The 15,993-nt window shown below is 59.8% G+C and carries 14 protein-coding genes; 12 read left to right on the forward strand and 2 right to left on the reverse strand.

The window, feature by feature from the left end:
• The first annotated feature begins 6 nt into the window (after nucleotides 1–6).
• Nucleotides 7–3,105: a multidrug efflux RND transporter permease subunit gene (locus tag AC0CMF_RS22770; protein WP_374631188.1), complete on the forward strand. Its 3,099-nt coding sequence runs from the start codon at nucleotides 7–9 to the stop codon at nucleotides 3,103–3,105.
• A gap of 57 nt (nucleotides 3,106–3,162) precedes the next feature.
• Here the strand turns inward: AC0CMF_RS22770 and AC0CMF_RS22775 are convergent, their stop codons facing one another.
• Nucleotides 3,163–4,878 (reverse strand): methyl-accepting chemotaxis protein, encoded by a 1,716-nt coding sequence (locus AC0CMF_RS22775; protein ID WP_374631186.1) that lies wholly within the window; start codon nucleotides 4,876–4,878, stop codon nucleotides 3,163–3,165.
• Nucleotides 4,879–5,077: 199 nt separating this feature from the next.
• The gene (locus tag AC0CMF_RS22780) at nucleotides 5,078–5,842 is read right to left on the reverse strand and encodes an SDR family NAD(P)-dependent oxidoreductase (RefSeq protein ID WP_374631184.1); all 765 of its coding nucleotides are present in this window, start codon (nucleotides 5,840–5,842) and stop codon (nucleotides 5,078–5,080) included.
• A 141-nt stretch (nucleotides 5,843–5,983) separates the two neighbouring features.
• On the opposite strand from AC0CMF_RS22780, the gene AC0CMF_RS22785 reads away from it, so the two are divergent.
• The 11 genes from AC0CMF_RS22785 to AC0CMF_RS22835 all read left to right on the forward strand — a co-directional run bounded on the left by AC0CMF_RS22785 (nucleotide 5,984) and on the right by AC0CMF_RS22835 (nucleotide 15,942).
• Entirely contained in the window at nucleotides 5,984–6,220 is a 237-nt protein-coding gene (locus tag AC0CMF_RS22785; protein ID WP_019963466.1) for a (2Fe-2S)-binding protein, read from the forward strand.
• A 32-nt stretch (nucleotides 6,221–6,252) separates the two neighbouring features.
• Nucleotides 6,253–6,738 carry a bacterioferritin gene (gene bfr, locus AC0CMF_RS22790; RefSeq protein ID WP_050474555.1) on the forward strand — a complete coding sequence of 162 codons (486 nt, stop codon included), beginning with the start codon at nucleotides 6,253–6,255 and terminating at the stop codon, nucleotides 6,736–6,738.
• A 188-nt stretch (nucleotides 6,739–6,926) separates the two neighbouring features.
• On the forward strand, nucleotides 6,927–7,964 hold the full coding sequence (locus tag AC0CMF_RS22795; RefSeq protein WP_374631181.1) for a M42 family metallopeptidase: 1,038 nt from the start codon (nucleotides 6,927–6,929) through the stop codon (nucleotides 7,962–7,964).
• 486 nt (nucleotides 7,965–8,450) lie between these two features.
• Nucleotides 8,451–9,296, forward strand: coding sequence for a cyclase family protein (locus AC0CMF_RS22800; RefSeq protein ID WP_058898063.1), 846 nt, complete (start codon nucleotides 8,451–8,453; stop codon nucleotides 9,294–9,296).
• A gap of 92 nt (nucleotides 9,297–9,388) precedes the next feature.
• Nucleotides 9,389–9,736, forward strand: coding sequence for a cupin domain-containing protein (locus tag AC0CMF_RS22805; RefSeq protein ID WP_058898064.1), 348 nt, complete (start codon nucleotides 9,389–9,391; stop codon nucleotides 9,734–9,736).
• Nucleotides 9,736–10,530 carry an SDR family NAD(P)-dependent oxidoreductase gene (locus AC0CMF_RS22810; RefSeq protein WP_058898065.1) on the forward strand — a complete coding sequence of 265 codons (795 nt, stop codon included), beginning with the start codon at nucleotides 9,736–9,738 and terminating at the stop codon, nucleotides 10,528–10,530. The genes AC0CMF_RS22805 and AC0CMF_RS22810 overlap by 1 nt, the downstream gene beginning before the upstream one ends.
• Before the next feature lie 148 nt (nucleotides 10,531–10,678).
• Nucleotides 10,679–11,935, forward strand: a complete 1,257-nt coding sequence (locus tag AC0CMF_RS22815) for an ABC transporter substrate-binding protein (RefSeq protein ID WP_058898066.1) — start codon at nucleotides 10,679–10,681, stop codon at nucleotides 11,933–11,935.
• A 14-nt stretch (nucleotides 11,936–11,949) separates the two neighbouring features.
• Nucleotides 11,950–12,612, forward strand: a complete 663-nt coding sequence (locus AC0CMF_RS22820; RefSeq protein WP_058898067.1) for a DAPG hydrolase family protein — start codon at nucleotides 11,950–11,952, stop codon at nucleotides 12,610–12,612.
• Nucleotides 12,613–12,674: 62 nt separating this feature from the next.
• Nucleotides 12,675–12,947 (forward strand): hypothetical protein, encoded by a 273-nt coding sequence (locus AC0CMF_RS22825; RefSeq protein WP_058898068.1) that lies wholly within the window; start codon nucleotides 12,675–12,677, stop codon nucleotides 12,945–12,947.
• A gap of 651 nt (nucleotides 12,948–13,598) precedes the next feature.
• Nucleotides 13,599–15,011, forward strand: coding sequence for a hypothetical protein (locus tag AC0CMF_RS22830; RefSeq protein ID WP_374631175.1), 1,413 nt, complete (start codon nucleotides 13,599–13,601; stop codon nucleotides 15,009–15,011).
• A complete protein-coding gene (locus tag AC0CMF_RS22835) occupies nucleotides 14,995–15,942 on the forward strand; it encodes a DNA adenine methylase (protein WP_472482476.1) in 948 nt (315 codons plus the stop codon). Before AC0CMF_RS22830 ends, AC0CMF_RS22835 begins: the two co-directional genes overlap by 17 nt.
• Nucleotides 15,943–15,993 lie beyond the last annotated feature (51 nt).

Here is a 15,993-nt window from a genome sequence, read left to right on the forward strand (position 1 = left end):
CCGTTCATGCCGCAGTTTTTCATCGAGCGCCCGGTCTTTGCCTGGGTCATCGCCATCTTCATCGTGCTTGCCGGTATCGCTGCGATCCCGCAGCTGCCGGTTTCCCGCTTTCCGGTCATCGCACCGCCGAGCATCAGCATCACCGCCACCTACACGGGCGCAAGTCCCCGGACCATCAACGACAGCATCACGGCCCCCATCGAGCGTGAGCTGACGGCGGTGAAGAACCTGCTTTACTTCGATTCCTCGTCGGACTCCTCCGGTACGGCCACCATCAACGTCACCTTCAAGCCGGGGACGGACCCGGAACTGGCGCAGATCGATGTCCAGAACCGCCTGAAGGCCATCGAGCCGCGCCTGCCGGAACCTGTCCGCCGGGCGGGTCTGTCCGTGGAGGCTGCCACATCCGGCTTCCTGATGATTGTGTCCCTGCGCTCTGAAGGGGAAAAAACAGATCCGCTGGCGCTGGATGACTATCTCGTGCGCCAGCTGGCGTTGGAACTGAAGCAGGTGCCCGGCGTTGGCCGCGTGCAGTCCTTCGGCTCGCAAGCCGCCATGCGCGTTTGGCTTGATCCCTCCCTGCTTGCTGCCTACTCGGTCTCCATGGCCGAGATCACGCAGGCCATCCAGACGCAGAATGTCCAGGTTTCTCCCGGACGGCTGGGCGAGGCGCCCGCTCTTCCCGGTCAGGCGGTCAGCGTTCCGCTCAGCCTCGACGGGCAGCTGAAAACACCGGAGGAGTTCACTGCCATCGTGCTGCGCTCCAATCCCGATGGCTCGAAACTGACCCTTGGCGATATCGCAAGGATCGAAATCGGTGCGCAGACCATGGGGTTCTCGATCTTCGACGGGGGAAAGCCGGCGACGGCCGCCGCCATCCAGCTTGCTCCCGGTGCCAACGCCATCAGCACTTCGGAAGGCGTGCGGGCGCGGCTTGCCGCGCTTGCGCCCTCGATGCCGGAAGGCGTTGCCTACGCTGTCTCCTACGACACGGCGCCTTTCGTGAAGCTCTCGATCACCAAGGTCGTGCAGACGCTGGCCGAAGCGATGGGGCTGGTGTTCCTCATCATGCTGCTGTTTCTTCAGAACATCCGTTACACGCTGATCCCGGCCATCGTCGCGCCCATCGCGCTTTTGGGCACCTTTGCCGTGATGTGGGCGATTGGCTATTCGATCAACGTGCTGACCATGTTCGGCATGGTGCTGGCGATCGGTATCATCGTCGATGACGCCATCGTCGTCGTCGAAAATGTCGAGCGGCTCATGGCCAGCGAAGGGCTCAGCCCGCGCGAGGCAACCCGGCGCGCCATGCGGGAGATCACCGGCGCGGTCATCGGCATCACCCTGGTGCTGACGGCCGTGTTTCTGCCCATGGGCCTTGCCAGCGGCTCTGTCGGGGCGATCTACCGGCAGTTCACGGTGTCGCTGGCGGTTTCGATCCTGTTTTCGGCCTTCCTTGCACTCAGCCTGACGCCTGCCCTCTGCGCAACGATCCTGAAGCCGGTCACCCCGCATCACGAGCGCAAGGGCTTCTTTGCAGGGTTCAACCGGGGCCTCGACCGGCTGACGGCGCGCTACACGGTCTGGACGGGCTGGCTTGTGAACCGCACGGCCCGCGTCATGCTGATCTATGGCGCCCTCACCGGCGCTCTGGCCCTCGGATACAGCACATTGCCGACCGCCTTTGTTCCGGAAGAGGATCAGGGAACATTCATGACCTCCTTCACGCTGCCGGCGGATGCAACGTCCGAGCGGACGCGGGAGCTCGTCCAGCTCTTCGATGCACACGCGGCAACACGTCCTGATATTGCCAATAACCTGTCGGTCATGGGCTTCGGCTTTTCCGGCTCGGGTGCGAACGCGGCGATGGCCTTCACCACGCTGCGCGACTGGGACACGCGAAGCGGCAGCACCGCCGCCGAAATGGCCGCAGCCGAACAGGCAATGCAGGAGGCGGTGGAAGGCGAGGTTCTCATCATGAAACCGCCTGCCATCGAGGAACTGGGCACAACCTCGGGCGTCACCCTGCGCCTCGCCGACCGGGGCGGACGCGGCGCTGCCGCGCTGCAGGCGGCGGCAGATCAGCTCATCGGGCTCTCTGACCAGAGCAAGCTCCTGAGGAATGCCCGCGTCGACGGCCTGCCAAGCGGGCCCAGCGTGAACCTGCGCATCGACCGGCAAAAGGCCGGCGCCCTCGGCGTTCCCTTTTCCGCCATCAGCGACCTGCTCGCCGCGACCATGAGCTCGACCTATGTCAACGACTTCCCGCGCGCCGGATATCTGCAGCAAGTCGTCCTGCAGGCACAGGCCCGGGACCGCATGCAGGTCGAAGACATTCTGAAGCTCCATGTCCGCAACGACCGGGGCGGCATGGTGCCGCTCTCCGAAATGGTGACGCCGGAATGGTCGGTCAGCCCGCTCCAGCTCAACCGGTTCAACGGCTATCCCTCGCTCAGCATCTCCGCAGAGGCCGCTAGCGGCGTATCGAGCGGTGCGGCGATGCAGGAGATCGAGCGCCTTGCGGCACAGCTCCCGTCCGGCTTTTCGGTGGAGTGGACCGGCCAGTCCTTTCAGGAGCGCCAGTCAGGCGCACAGGCACCGCTGCTTGTCGCCCTCTCCTTCCTTGTCGTGTTCCTGGTTCTGGCAGCCCTTTACGAAAGCTGGACCATTCCACTCTCGGTGATGCTGGTCGTGCCGCTCGGCGTGCTGGGTGCCGTGATTGCGGTGCATTTGCGGGGGTTCGATAACGATGTGTTCTTCAAGGTCGGCCTGATCACACTGATCGGCCTCTCCGCCAAGAATGCCGTGCTGATCGTGGAGTTCGCCCGCAAGCTGCGCGGCGAAGGGGCAAGCCTGCATGAAGCAGCTGTCGAGGCGGCACGCCTGCGGCTGCGGCCCATCGTCATGACCTCGCTTGCCTTCACCCTGGGCATCCTGCCTCTGGTGATCGCCAAGGGGCCAAGCTCCGAAACCCAGAACGCACTGGGCACCGGCCTTTTCGGCGGCATGATATCGGGCACCGTCCTGGCGGTCCTCTTCGTGCCCGTGTTCTTCGTCGTCATCATGCGTCTGGCTGGACGCAAGGTGCAGGCGGAAGCCGAATGAGAAATGCCGCCTTCCCGGACAGCTGCCATGCATGTCCGGGAAGGCGGCGGTTCGGGATCAGGCAGCGGCGACCTTCGTCAGGAAGCCTTCGATTTCCCTGCGGAGCAGGTCGGTATGCCCCGCCAGATCGGCAGAAGCGCCGAGCACGTGATCGGCGGATTCGGCCGTGTGATCGACCGTCCGGGCCAGTTCGTTCATGTTGCCCGCAACCGACTGGGTGCCTGCGGAAGCCCTCTGCACATTGCGGGAGATTTCCGAGGTCGCAGACCCCTGCTGCTCGACGGCAGCGGCAATGGCGGAGGTGTAGCTGTTGACCTCTTCCATGGTGCGGGTGATGGCGCCAATGGCATCAACCGCCTCTTCGGTGGCCGACTGAATGGCGGCAATCTGCGCGGCGATCTCTTCCGTTGCCTTGGAGGTCTGGTTGGCCAGCCCCTTCACTTCAGCCGCCACGACCGCAAAGCCCTTGCCGGCTTCGCCGGCGCGGGCGGCCTCGATCGTGGCATTCAGTGCCAGCAGGTTCGTCTGCTCGGCAATGGCCTGAATGAGTGTCACCACTTCACCGATTTTGGCTGCGGAAGCGGCAAGGCTTTCAACCTTCTGGTTGGTCACCCGGGTGCCCTCGGTCGCCTTGCCGACCACGCCTGTGGTCTGGCCCACCTGACGGCGGATCTCGCCGATGGAGGCGGACAGCTCTTCTGCGGCGCTGGCCACCGTCTGGACATTGCCGCTGGTTTCGTGGGTGGCAATTTCGGTGTCGCTGGCTCGCGCTGCACCGGCGCGGGCAAGGTCAGCCAGCTTGCTGGCCGTTCCCGTCAGTTCCTGTGCCGTTTCACCCGCTGCATTCAGCATGGACTGGATCTGCTGGCGGAAGCTGCCGATCAGATCCTCCATCCGCTGCTGGCGTTCCTGACGCTCCTGACCGGCGCTTGCTTCAGCTTCGGCAAGGCGGCGCCGCTCGAGCGCACACTGGCGCAGGGTTGCGACAGCCTTTGCCATCGTGCCGATCTGGTCGGTCCGCTCCGTAAAGGGCACATCCGCCTCAAGGTCTTCCGCGGCGATCTCGCGCGTCACTTCCGCCAGTTTCGTGACCGGGGCCAGCAGATGCCGCGATGCGAACACGGCCACACCAATGGCCACCAGCAGAACCGGCAGCACGGCCATGGCCAGGCGGGACATCATCGTGTCGACACCGGCCATGATCTTCGTGCGCTCAACGCCCGCATAAAGGACGCCCACCGGCGCGCCGCCGGAACCGATGACCGGCGCATAGATGGTGAAATAGGGCTTGCCGAGGATAACCGCCTCACCGCGATAGGTCTGCCCCTCCATCACCACCGGATAGACCGCGCCGTTCTGGCCCAGCGGGGTGCCGACCGCCCGGTTGCCATCCGCCTTGATGATGTTTGTCGTCTTGCGGATGAAGTCCCGCTGCTGCGCATCCCAGACGAAGACTGTCGCCGTCTCCCCCGTCATCCGGCCGATCGTGTCGATCATCGCATGGTCTGCGAATTCAGGAATGGCATCGGCCTGGATGCGGCTGACATTGCCATCCGCGGCCCATGTCACTTTCACGCCGGGCACATCCCGCTCCAGAATGGTGGCGGCGATGCGCAGACTGGTGTTCTGCTGCGCCACAGCGTCATCCGCCGCACCACTGACCATCACCGAGTAAACGATCGTTCCGACGACAACGAGCGAGGCGGCGACCATGAGGCAGCTGGTGACGGCAAGGGCTGCCGAGATACGCAAACGGGAGAAGGGGTTCTTCATCGGAAAAGGCCTATAGGGAGTAATACTAAGGCCACTATCCTTTATTCCATTTAACACCGCGTAAAAATCGATAACGTCTGTTTCAAAATCGCACACACGCAGAACTGAATCCACAAATGAGGAATAATCCGGGGCCTTGCGTGTTATTACGCAAACGATTCCGGAGTTTCATCATGCCGAATACGATCCGGCCTCATCTTCAGACATGCTGCCCGCCATTGATGTGGATCTCTGCACCCGTGACATAGGAGGAAGGACTGCTGCAGAGAAAGTGAATTGTATCAGCAACTTCAGCCGGCTGGCCAAGACGGCGCAGGGGCAGGCCGTCCACCAGCTTTTCCGTTCCCGGCGACAGGATCGAGGTATCGATCTCACCCGGCGCAATGGCGTTGACGCGGATGCCATGAGGTCCGAAGTCCGCCGCCATTTCGCGTGTCAGCGAGGCCAGCGCAGCCTTTGAAGTGGCATAGGCGGTGCCGGCAAAGGGATGCACCCTGACGCCTGCAATCGATGTGACATTGACGATGGAGCCCTGCGCGGCCTTCAATTCCGGAAAAAGGCCTCGCGCCAGCGTGATGGGCGCGAAGAAGTTCACCTGGAACACCTGATGCCACACATCAAGCGGCGTGGAGAAGGAATCCAGCCGCTGACCGCCCTGTTCCTTGGGGCTGATGCCAGCATTGTTGACCAGTGCGTCGAGACGCGAGCCATCGGCCTTCAGCCGGCTGCGGATTTCCTCGATGGCACCGGCAAGGCTCAGAGGATCTGCAAGATCCACCTCGATGTGATCCTCGGGCCCGGACGGCCACGGGCATTTGTCCGAAAAGGGGTGGCGCGAGCAGGTGATCACCCGCCAGCCATCGGCAGAAAAGCGCTTCACCGTGGCATGGCCAATGCCACGGCTTGCCCCCGTGAGCACGAGAACACGGCGGGCCGCGGCGGCAGATGTGACAGCTTCACTCATGATTGGCCTTTGACGGAAAGATGCACTAGATAAAGTTGACTTGGCGTGGAAACTTTAGTTTATCCCGCCGGTCGCGTGATAGCCAGATGGTCCATGAGAGGCCCATGGCAAGCTGTGCCGTAACCCAGACAAGTCCGGTTCATGATCATCTGTTCCTGCAATGTGTTGTCCGACAAGCAGCTGCGTCAGGCGGCCGAGGAGATGCGCGCAGATCCGGACGCCCGGCTGCCCACGCCCGGCGCCGTGTTCCGCAAGCTCGGCTGCCGGCCGCGCTGCGGCGGATGTTTCCCGAATGTCATTGATATCATTCACCAGAATGCCGATAAGGCTGTAACAAAAGCGGCAACGCCACTGGAAGGCGAACCAGAAGACCGCTAAAACTGACAAGCACCATTGAGAGAGAGGCTGCCATGAAGGGCGATACCAAGGTCATCGAATATCTGAACAAGGCCCTGCGCCACGAGCTGACGGCCGTCAACCAGTACTGGCTGCATGGCCGCCTGCTGGAAGACTGGGGCTTCACCAAGCTCGCCAAGAAGGAGCGCGAGGAATCCATCGAGGAGATGCAGCACGCCGACAAGCTGATCGAGCGCATCCTCTTCCTCGAAGGCCACCCGAACCTGCAGACGCTGGACCCGCTGCGCATCGGCCAGTCCCTGAAGGAATGCGTCGAGTGCGATCTGGCCGGTGAATATTCCGCCCGCGCCCTCTACAAGGAAGCCCGCGAAGTCTGCCACGAGGCCGGTGACTATGTGACCATGGCCCTGTTCGAGCAGCTGATGGGCGACGAAGAGAGCCACATCGACTTCCTCGAAACCCAGCTGGAACTGATCGAGCGCATCGGCATCGAGCGTTACGGCCTGCTGCAGGCAGAGCCGGCGAACGCTGCCGAATAAGGCAGGCGGAACTCCGCTGCATGTTTCAACCCCGGTTCCGGCCTGCGCCGGTGCCGGGGTTTTGCTTTGAACCGGGCAGTGAAAAGACGCGCCGGCCGCCAGGCCTGCCGTCCAAAGGCAGGGACTTCCGTCTCTCTTCGGCATGACCTAATCTGAAGGCGTCAAATCACCTTCGGGAACCTCTTTCCATGAATATCGACCTGCTCCGCCGCCTTTGCGAAACTCCGGGCGTGCCCAGCCATGAGCACCGGGTCCGCGCCCTCATCGAAGCCGAGATCAAGGATCTCTTCGACGAGGTGCGCACCGATGCCATGGGCTCGCTGCTGTGCCGGCGCGATCCGCGCAAGAAGTCCAAGTCGCCGCTCAAGGTGATGCTGCTCTGCCACATGGACGAGATCGGCTTCCTCGTCTCGCATGTGACGGACAAGGGCTTCGTCCATGTGCATCCGGTCGGCGGCTTTGATCCGCGCAACCTCTTCTCCCGCCGCGTGCTGGTGTCCACCGACAAGGGCGACTTCAAGGGCGTGATGAACCCCGGCGGCAAGCCGGTGCATATCTCTTCGCCGGAAGAACGCAAGAAGGTGCCCGAGCCGGATGAATTCGTCATCGACATGGGGCTTGGCGAGAAGACGAAGGACATCGTGCGCATCGGCGACATGGTGACCATGGACGAGCCCTTCCTTGAAATGGGCGACAGTATCGTCTCCAAGGCGCTGGACAACCGCATCGCCTGCTGGCTCGGCATCGAGGCCATCCGTGCTCTGGGCAAGGCCAAGCATGAATGCGAGATCCACGTGGCCTTCACGGCGCAGGAGGAAGTGGGCCTACGCGGCGCCCGCACGGCCTCCTATGCCATCAAGCCGGACATCGGCCTTGGCATCGACGTGACGCTGGCCTGCGACACGCCGGGCGTGCCGGAGCAGGACCGCACCACGGTCATGGGCGGCGGTTTCGGCCTGCATGTGAAGGACGGTTCCTTCATTGCCGACCGCGCGCTGGTCAGCGAGATCGAGGAGCTGGCCATCAAGGAGAAGATCCCCTACCAGCGCACCATGTTGCGTTCGGGCGGTCAGGATGGCGCAGCCGCACAGCAGGCCGCCGCCGGGGCCCGCGCCGTTGGCATCGTCGTCGGCACCCGATACATCCACACGGTCACCGAAATGATCGCCCGCAAGGATCTGGAAGCGGCCCGCGACATCATCGCGGCTTACCTCAAGAGCATCTGATACCAAGGCTTTCGATGCTGACGCATCACGCCTTGAAATTGCTCAAGCGCCGCACAGGCTTAACCAACACTCGATGAGTCAAGCTCATCGAGTGTTGGTATGATCCGGCACCAGCCGCAGCGGTGGCACGCTGCGGCTGGCTTGCCCGTTGCAGAGTTTTTCCGCTCCCCTGCCCGCATGGGGGAACTGACAAGCCTTGCCATGAACAACCACCGTGAAGTCCGCTGCCTCCAGGCAGGGGGCCCATTGGCCGTTGGATGAATGGCCGTATGTCTTCCCCCTATAACCATTTTCTCTCTACCGGCATCCAGGACGCTTGCGGCATAAAATGTACCATGATGCGGTGCATATAAACCGCATTGCAGATTTTATTTGACCATAATGCGGTGCGTATGCATCATGATGCGGTATGAGGGGGTCATACATAGGAAATCATTGGATTGCCGCCGGGGGTCTGCCAGGGCTCCCGCGCATGGGAGGACTATCATGGTGAAGATCCGTGGGATCGAGTTCGAGGGGAACCTCGACAACAGCATGGGGCTGGAGTTCTACAACCTCAGCCACCGGTTCGGTTTCCAGTCGCCGAACTGGCCGTATTTCGAGGATGTGAAGATCGAGCGCATCCACTACATGGCAAAATCCGGTGTGCTGTCGCAGCGCATCACCACCTCGATGCACAACACCACTCACATCGACGCACCGGCCCACGTGGTGGAAGGCACGCCTTTCATCGACGAAGTGCCGCTGCCGCATTTCTTCGGCTCGGGCCTTGTGGTGTCGATCCCCAAGAAGCAGTGGGAACAGATCACCTATGATGATCTGGAAAAGGCCGCCGGCAAGGCCGTGCGTCCGGGCGACGTGATCATCGTCAACACCGGCTATCACCACATCTACGAGGACAGCGAAGACTACTTTCTGCGTGCGCCGGGCTTCGTGCCTTCGGCTGCCGACTGGTTCATCGAGAAGAAGGTCAAGGTCGTCGGGCACGACACCCAGGCCAATGACCATCCGCTGGCCACCGCAATCGGCCCGCATGGCATCGGCCCGATCATCACCCACGTCGATCTTCAGGCCGAGTACAAGGAATGGTCCGGCGGGCGCGACTGGAAGGATGATTTCCCCGAGTGGGAACCGGTGCACCGCAAGCTGTTCAAGGCAGGCATCCTCGGCATCGAGAATGTCGGCGGCGATCTCGACGCCGTGACCGGCAAGCGCGTGACCTTCGCCTTCTTCCCGTGGAACTGGGACCGTGGCGACGGCTGCATCATCCGCCTTGTGGCGATGGTCGACAAGTCCGGCGGCTACCGGATCGAGAGCGGCACGCCGTTCTGATGCGATGCTGAATGCTGCGCCGGGGGCTGCACTCCCCCGGCCCCCTTGCGGAGCCTGTTCCGCAGGATGAAGCAGGAAGGGAGGCCTGCCCCATGCATGTAAAACGGTTTGCCGAGGCCAAGCCCTATGAAGCGCCCAATCATTGGGGTGTCGTGGGCTTGCGGCTGCAAGGATTCGAAGAAGGTGGCCCTGCGAACCAGTGGGTGGGGCTGAGCCAATTCCTGCCGGGCGGCGGGGCAGGGCCGGATTCGACGCCGGTTGAAAAGGTCTATGTCGTTCTGGACGGCGAGATGACCGTCATCGTTGACGGCGCGGAAACGGTGCTGCGCAAGTTCGACAGTTGCACGATTGCCCCCCATGAAGTCCGCAAGATCGAGAACCGCTCGAACCATGTCTGCGTGATGATGGTGGTCATTCCCTATCCGAAGGAGGCCAAGTGATGTCCCTGAGCGATCCGCTTTCCATGTTTGACGTGAAAGGCAAGGTTGCCCTGATCACGGGAGCCTCCGGCGCCTTTGGCATGGTGGCTGCCCGTGCGCTGGCCGGGGCCGGCTGCCGCCTCGTGCTTGCGGCCGGCAATGCCGGAGCGCTGGCCGAAATCGCCGCCGAATGCCGCAGCAGCGGCGCGGAAGTGGCCGAAGTCAACATGCGGCCCGACAGCGAGGAAGCCTGCGCGGCACTGGCTGACAAGGCGGCCGAAATCTTCGGCGGGCTGGATATTCTGGTCGTCGCCTCGGGCATGAACAAGGTTGCCAAGATCGAGGACATGACGCCTGCCGACTTCACTTCCGTCATGGATGCGAACGTGACGCAAAGCTGGCTGATGGCACGGGCGGCGACACGGCACATGAAGGCGGGCGGCAAGGGCGGCAAGATCGTGCTGGTCAGTTCTGCACGCGGCCTGCTGGGCCATCCGGCCGGCTACACGGCCTACTGCGCCTCCAAGGCTGCCGTTGACGGCATCACCAAGGCGCTTGGCTGCGAGCTTGGGCCGACCGGCATTACAGTCAATGCCATCGCACCGACGGTGTTCCGCTCGCCGCTGACCGCCTGGATGTTTGAGGACACCGAGAACGCAAAGACCGTGCGGCAGGGCTTCCTGACCCGCGTGCCCAAGGGGCGTCTGGGTGAGCCGGAGGATCTGGCGGGGCCCCTGCTGTTCCTCGTTTCCCGCGCATCCGATTTCTACACCGGGCATATTCTTTATGCCGACGGTGGTTACACGGCGGGCTGACCGGTACCCATTGCACAGCGGCCTGGCGGCTGGACGTTTGAGGAGACGTCTCCTGCCGGGCCTGAAATGAAAGAAACTGGGGGACTGCAAACTTTGCTTGAGGAGGGCTTGCTGCCCGGCTTCACACACTCTTGGAGGAGGGGATGTGATGAGCATATCGAGACCAGACAGACGTCAATTTCTGCAGGTTGCATCGGCCACTCTGGCCGCACCCGCCTTTCTGCGCATCCGCAGCGCCAGAGCGGCCAGCCCCATTCGCATCGGGCTCGTCAGCCCAAAGACCGGACCGCTGGCTTTCTTCGGAGAACCGGATGACTTTGTCATCAGCCAGTTCCAGAGTGTTTTCGCTGCCGGTGCTGGAGGGCGGCCTATCGAGCTCATCGTCAAGGACAGCCAGTCGAGTGCAGCCCGTGCGGCAGATGTTGCGTCCGAGTTGATCCTGCGCGACGAAGTCTCGCTGATCCTGTCTGCTGGCGGTCCGGACACCGTCAATCCGGTGGCTGATCAGGCTGAAGTGAACGGCATTCCGTCGATTTCCACCGCATGCCCGTGGCAGCCCTTCATGCTGGGCCGTGGATCCACGCCGGAAAAAGGCTTCGAAAGTACCTTCCTCTTTGGCTTTGGCCTCGAGGACCTGATCGCGGCCTATCTGAAGCTCTGGTCCGGCCTTGAGACCAACAGGAAGGTGGGCCTGCTTTTGCCCAACGACGCGGATGGCAACGCCTGGGGGGATGCTGCATTCGGTTTTCCTCCGGCGTTGAAGGCTGCGGGCTATGAGGCCGTGGATCCGGGCCGGTATACGCCGATGGCTGAAGACTTCTCGGCGCAGATTTCCGCATTCCAGTCCGCAGGCGTTGATATCGTCATGGGCACGATGGTGCCGCCGGAGTTCCTGACATTCTGGGCTCAGGCCGCACAGAAGGGATTGAAGCCGAAAATTGCGACCATCGGCAAATGCCTGCTGCTGCCCGCAACGCTTGATGCGCTTGGCACGAGTGGGGACAGGCTGTCGACGGAACTGGCCTGGCACCCGGCCTATCCGTTCACATCCGCCACAACCGGCCAGACGGCAGCCGAAATCGCCTCCGCATGGACGGCGGCAACAGGGCGGCCATGGGTGCAGACGGTGGGGCTGAAGCATGCGCTTCTCGATCTGGCCGTTGATGTGCTCAAGCGGGCGGAAGATGCCGGAGACCCTGAGGCAGTCATCGCCGCAATCCGGGCAACCAATACCCAGACGACGCTTGGCACCGCCAACTGGGCGGCAAGCCCGATTGCCAATGTCGCAAGGGCCGGTGTGATGGGCGGGCAATGGCACCGGGACGGGCAGAGCTATGGCATCGAGATTGCGGCCAATCCGACGGATTTGCCGATCCCGGTGACCCAACCCCTGCAGCCGCTCTGAGGGAGTGAGACAAGATGCGCTATGAAGAGAGAAATGACCTTCTGAAACCCGGCTATCTCGGTTTTGAAAGCGGCATCCAGCGTTACGGCGATGGTTATGTCACCATCGCTGCCCTGACGCGCATGCCGCATTGCCGGGCGAAAATGGTCCACTGGTGGTTCGGCTGGCTGGGCGGCACGGACCAGTACAAGCTCTGGCATCCCACGGATCATTATTTCTCCGATTGGGAAGACCGGGGTAACGGCGGCAATTACTATGGCGCCAAGCATCTCGTGCATGAATCCCTTGGCGGCTCCGGGCCGGTGCACAAGCTCAGGATCCATTTCCGTGATCCGCACGAGGTGTTTGATCCGGCAGGCTATGATGCCGTCGATGGCACTGCGGTCTGTGCAAGGCCCGGCTCTCTCGAAAATCCCGTCAATCTGGGTCACATGTGCCATTTCGTGCGCAACACCGACTATGGCTGCGAAATGCGCACGCGCTTCTGGTTCGGCGATGTGCACAGCCAGACCGAAGGCGAGGAACTGCCCGAACCGGCGAAAGCAGGAATCCGGCAGGCTGCCCTGACAGACGAGTTCTGCCGGGGCTTGCACAAGCACGCCATCGAAGAAATGGGCTACCTCGCCGATCTGCTGCCGGTGCTCTACCGGCAGGTCACGGGCGATGCCACGTTCTGAGGTCCGTGCCTGACGCGCATTTCAGAGCCCCTGATGTGAATGTGTCTTTGGGAGGAGACAGCATGAAAACGATCATGACAGACAGGCGGAGTTTCCTTGCCGGAACAGCAGCGTTGCTGGCAGCTCCCGCGATCCTGACCCGCACACGTGCCTATGCCGCCGCGCCGGTGCTGAAAATCGGCCATGTCAGCCCCCGTACCGGAACGCTGGCCGGCTTTGCCGAGGCGGACGAATATATTCTGTCTGCCATCTCGAAGCAGTTTGCCGAAGGCATCGAAAACAACGGCAAACGCTGGCCCGGCGCCCTGTCCGCTCGAACTGGCCGAGTTTCTTGATATCCAGATGCAGCAGTGTGCGGGGGGGTGGCGCTGATAGCGCTGCACGGGCGGTTTGGGGGCAATGCTGGCCAGACGGCCAAGACCAATGCGAGCCAGCCAGCCGGCGACTGTCGAGCGGGCAGACCCAGCTTCTCCCCGATCTCCGCTACTGTCAGGCGGCATTTGCGGCGCAAACGCTCAATCCTGAGCAGATGATGCGCCATAGCCTTGTTGGTGACCGAGTGCATCCGGGAAGGCCTGTTCTCGAGCCTGTCAACGATACGGCGGATCACTCCGCTCGACCAAGCGGCGCCGTTCGGGCATTCTCATACGGGTTGTTCATCGTTGAAACCTTCCGGTGAATATTGGGCCGCGAACACCTTCAGACTTTCAATCAGGAGGAACAACCTCCCCAGAACTCACAGCTAGCCCCCTCGCCCTCATCCCTTTTTTATCCGATGCGCTAACAGCAGTTCACTCGCCAAAGAGCCGAGCCCCCTCGGCAACGCACATCGCCCCATGATTGCATTAGCAAAAATAGCCAGTCTCAAGCCTCATGGCCTCCTGAACCGCGCAAACTCACAACGTTTTGTGGCCAGCAATCGAAAAGGAGTAGATCATTCAACCGCATACCCATTATAGTTATAATAAAATGGCGATGGGGGTAACATGGCGGATCAGGGACAAATCATTAGTATTGACGTGGATCAACTAGAGCTTGATCTTTCAAACCCGAGGCATAAGCCATTTCAACGCCCATCGCAGGCAATTGAGTATCTGGTCATCAAAGAGCGTGTAATTGAATTGGCCGAAGATATCGCCAAAGAAGGTACGAATCCGATGGACCTTCTCGGCGTGGTTAAACGCTCTGGAACTGGAAAGACAGATAGCTACATTGCAGCAGAAGGTAATAGGCGAGTTTGCGCTCTTATGCTTCTTCATGATCCCGAAAAAATTCCGACAGGGGTAGTTGGGCGTGTCAAAATGATTCAGCGCCTAGAAGCGGCAGCACGCCCAGCTCACATTTCACCGAAAATCAATGTTGTGCTTTTCAAAAGCAAGAAGTCTGCAAAGCCTTGGGTAGATCGCATGCATTTGCGAGATGGCAGGTCCCGAAGGCAATGGAGCGCCGACCAGCAAGAGCGTGCAATGGGCGGCGGACGAAATAGGGACGCAGCTGCATTGCTGGATGCCGCTTTGGCAGAAGGGTTGATCACAGAAGAGGACCGGGTTTCCAAGCTGACAACAGTCCAAAGGTACATTGGCAACCCTACCATGCGGGTCGCTTTTGGTATCGTGCGAGACAGCTTGGGAGATTACTGGGTTAATCGAGAGATAAACGAATTTGCCGTGCTCTCAAAAGTGTTTTTCGATGACATGCGCCAAGGGCGTCTTTCCTCAAGATCAGACGCGGCAGCGGTTATCCGTTACTCGGACCAATTACTAGAGAGGACGGGGGTGAGCAATGATCGTGTTGCCCCCATTTCTCTCAAGTCAGCCTTCGACGAAATTGCGAATTCCACCAAGGAGAATAGTGCTGGAGATCAAAAAGCACCCGAAGACGATACGCCCGAGAGTGGCCGAGCGCGAGACCATGCGGAGTCTAATAAAAAAGACGATGTAAAAGATAGAAGTGAAGAAGAGCATTTTGACATCAAACCTCGGCTAACCATCGGCGGCACCCCCGAATTGGAGACGGCCTTCGCCAAATCAGGAAGCCAAAAACTCCAATCTCTCTACATCTCTTGCACAACCTTATCTCTTCGAAATCATTGTCCAATTGTAACGGTTGGGTTCTGGTCACTAATGGAGAGCTTGGCCGCATTGCATGGCGGAGATGGCAGTACATTCGACGGCTATTTTGGGCAGAGCCGAATGGAGACGGACTTCGGATTCACGAATAAAGAACAGCGCAAGAATTTCTCTGCTGCGCTAAAGCGGCTAACCGAGAAAGGAAACTCGACAAAACATAGCTCAATCGCAGCTAGCTTTGATGGTAAGCAATTGGCAAATGACTTCGATGTGCTAACACCCTTCATGATTGCAGTTCTCAGAAGCATTCAGAATGGAGCGGAAGAATGAAAAAGAATATCGACTATTCACTGAAGTTCAAAGAAATTATACAAATAAAATGACACGCACAGCTTCACCACTCAGATACCCTGGCGGAAAATCGTCCCTTCACAAATTGGTAAGCGGCATAATTTACGCTAACGATCTAGAAGGCGGTCATTACGCGGAGCCTTTCGCTGGCGGAGGCGGGCTGGCGCTCTCGCTTTTATTTGAAGGCGTTGTTCGCGAGATTTATCTCAACGATATTGATCCAGCTATTGCTGCTTTTTGGCGCTCGATTCTCGGGCACAGCGACGAGTTTTGCGAATTAATTGAATCAACTCCTGTCACCATTGAAGAGTGGCACAAGCAAAAATCCGCCTATGCTGAATTGCAGAATGGCAGCAACGATATCGCTCTCGGATTCTCAACTCTATTTCTCAACAGAACTAATCGCTCTGGAATTATTAAAGGGGCAGGCGTTATTGGAGGGCTTCAGCAAACAGGCAACTACCCTCTTGATTGTAGATTCAATAAAGAGGATTTGATAAAAAGAGTCAAAAGAATAGATAAATATAAAAATAGAATACACTTTACGCAATTGGATGCACTAGATTTTTTGCCAATAATGGAAAAAAATCTTCCTACGCGATCTTTAATATGCGCGGATCCACCATATTACGGAAAAGGGGCTCATCTTTACACAAGATTCTACACCCCGGAAGATCATTCCACCTTGGCGAAAGCGATGTTGAAAATTAAAAAGTCATGGATCACAACATATGACAATTGCGCAGAAATTTCGAAAATATATAAAGGCCGACGGCAATTTGAGTTCTCTATACAATACTCGGCGCAAACTAAGCGCTTAGGATCGGAACTACTCATAGTTTCAAACGATATAGATTTACCGAGCAACCTTCCCGTCATGCCACTACACGAAATCATTCATTTAACGTAACTTTCTGATGAACGCGCTTCGCCTTTGTGTACAGAGATGGTATTCGCCTTT

The organism is Pannonibacter sp. CBAS1226, from assembly GCF_055685825.1.

Excerpts from the sequence above, each read along its gene's own strand:
- AC0CMF_RS22770 (WP_374631188.1), top strand. The coding sequence starts at position 7 with ATGCCGCAGTTTTTCATCGAGCGCCCGGTCTTTGCCTGGGTCATCGCC.
- AC0CMF_RS22775 (WP_374631186.1), bottom strand. The coding sequence starts at position 4,878 with ATGAAGAACCCCTTCTCCCGTTTGCGTATCTCGGCAGCCCTTGCCGTC.
- AC0CMF_RS22780 (WP_374631184.1), bottom strand. The coding sequence starts at position 5,842 with ATGAGTGAAGCTGTCACATCTGCCGCCGCGGCCCGCCGTGTTCTCGTG.
- AC0CMF_RS22785 (WP_019963466.1), top strand. The coding sequence starts at position 5,984 with ATGATCATCTGTTCCTGCAATGTGTTGTCCGACAAGCAGCTGCGTCAG.
- bfr (WP_050474555.1), top strand. The coding sequence starts at position 6,253 with ATGAAGGGCGATACCAAGGTCATCGAATATCTGAACAAGGCCCTGCGC.
- AC0CMF_RS22795 (WP_374631181.1), top strand. The coding sequence starts at position 6,927 with ATGAATATCGACCTGCTCCGCCGCCTTTGCGAAACTCCGGGCGTGCCC.
- AC0CMF_RS22800 (WP_058898063.1), top strand. The coding sequence starts at position 8,451 with ATGGTGAAGATCCGTGGGATCGAGTTCGAGGGGAACCTCGACAACAGC.
- AC0CMF_RS22805 (WP_058898064.1), top strand. The coding sequence starts at position 9,389 with ATGCATGTAAAACGGTTTGCCGAGGCCAAGCCCTATGAAGCGCCCAAT.
- AC0CMF_RS22810 (WP_058898065.1), top strand. The coding sequence starts at position 9,736 with ATGTCCCTGAGCGATCCGCTTTCCATGTTTGACGTGAAAGGCAAGGTT.
- AC0CMF_RS22815 (WP_058898066.1), top strand. The coding sequence starts at position 10,679 with ATGAGCATATCGAGACCAGACAGACGTCAATTTCTGCAGGTTGCATCG.
- AC0CMF_RS22820 (WP_058898067.1), top strand. The coding sequence starts at position 11,950 with ATGCGCTATGAAGAGAGAAATGACCTTCTGAAACCCGGCTATCTCGGT.
- AC0CMF_RS22825 (WP_058898068.1), top strand. The coding sequence starts at position 12,675 with ATGAAAACGATCATGACAGACAGGCGGAGTTTCCTTGCCGGAACAGCA.
- AC0CMF_RS22830 (WP_374631175.1), top strand. The coding sequence starts at position 13,599 with ATGGCGGATCAGGGACAAATCATTAGTATTGACGTGGATCAACTAGAG.
- AC0CMF_RS22835 (WP_472482476.1), top strand. The coding sequence starts at position 14,995 with ATGGAGCGGAAGAATGAAAAAGAATATCGACTATTCACTGAAGTTCAA.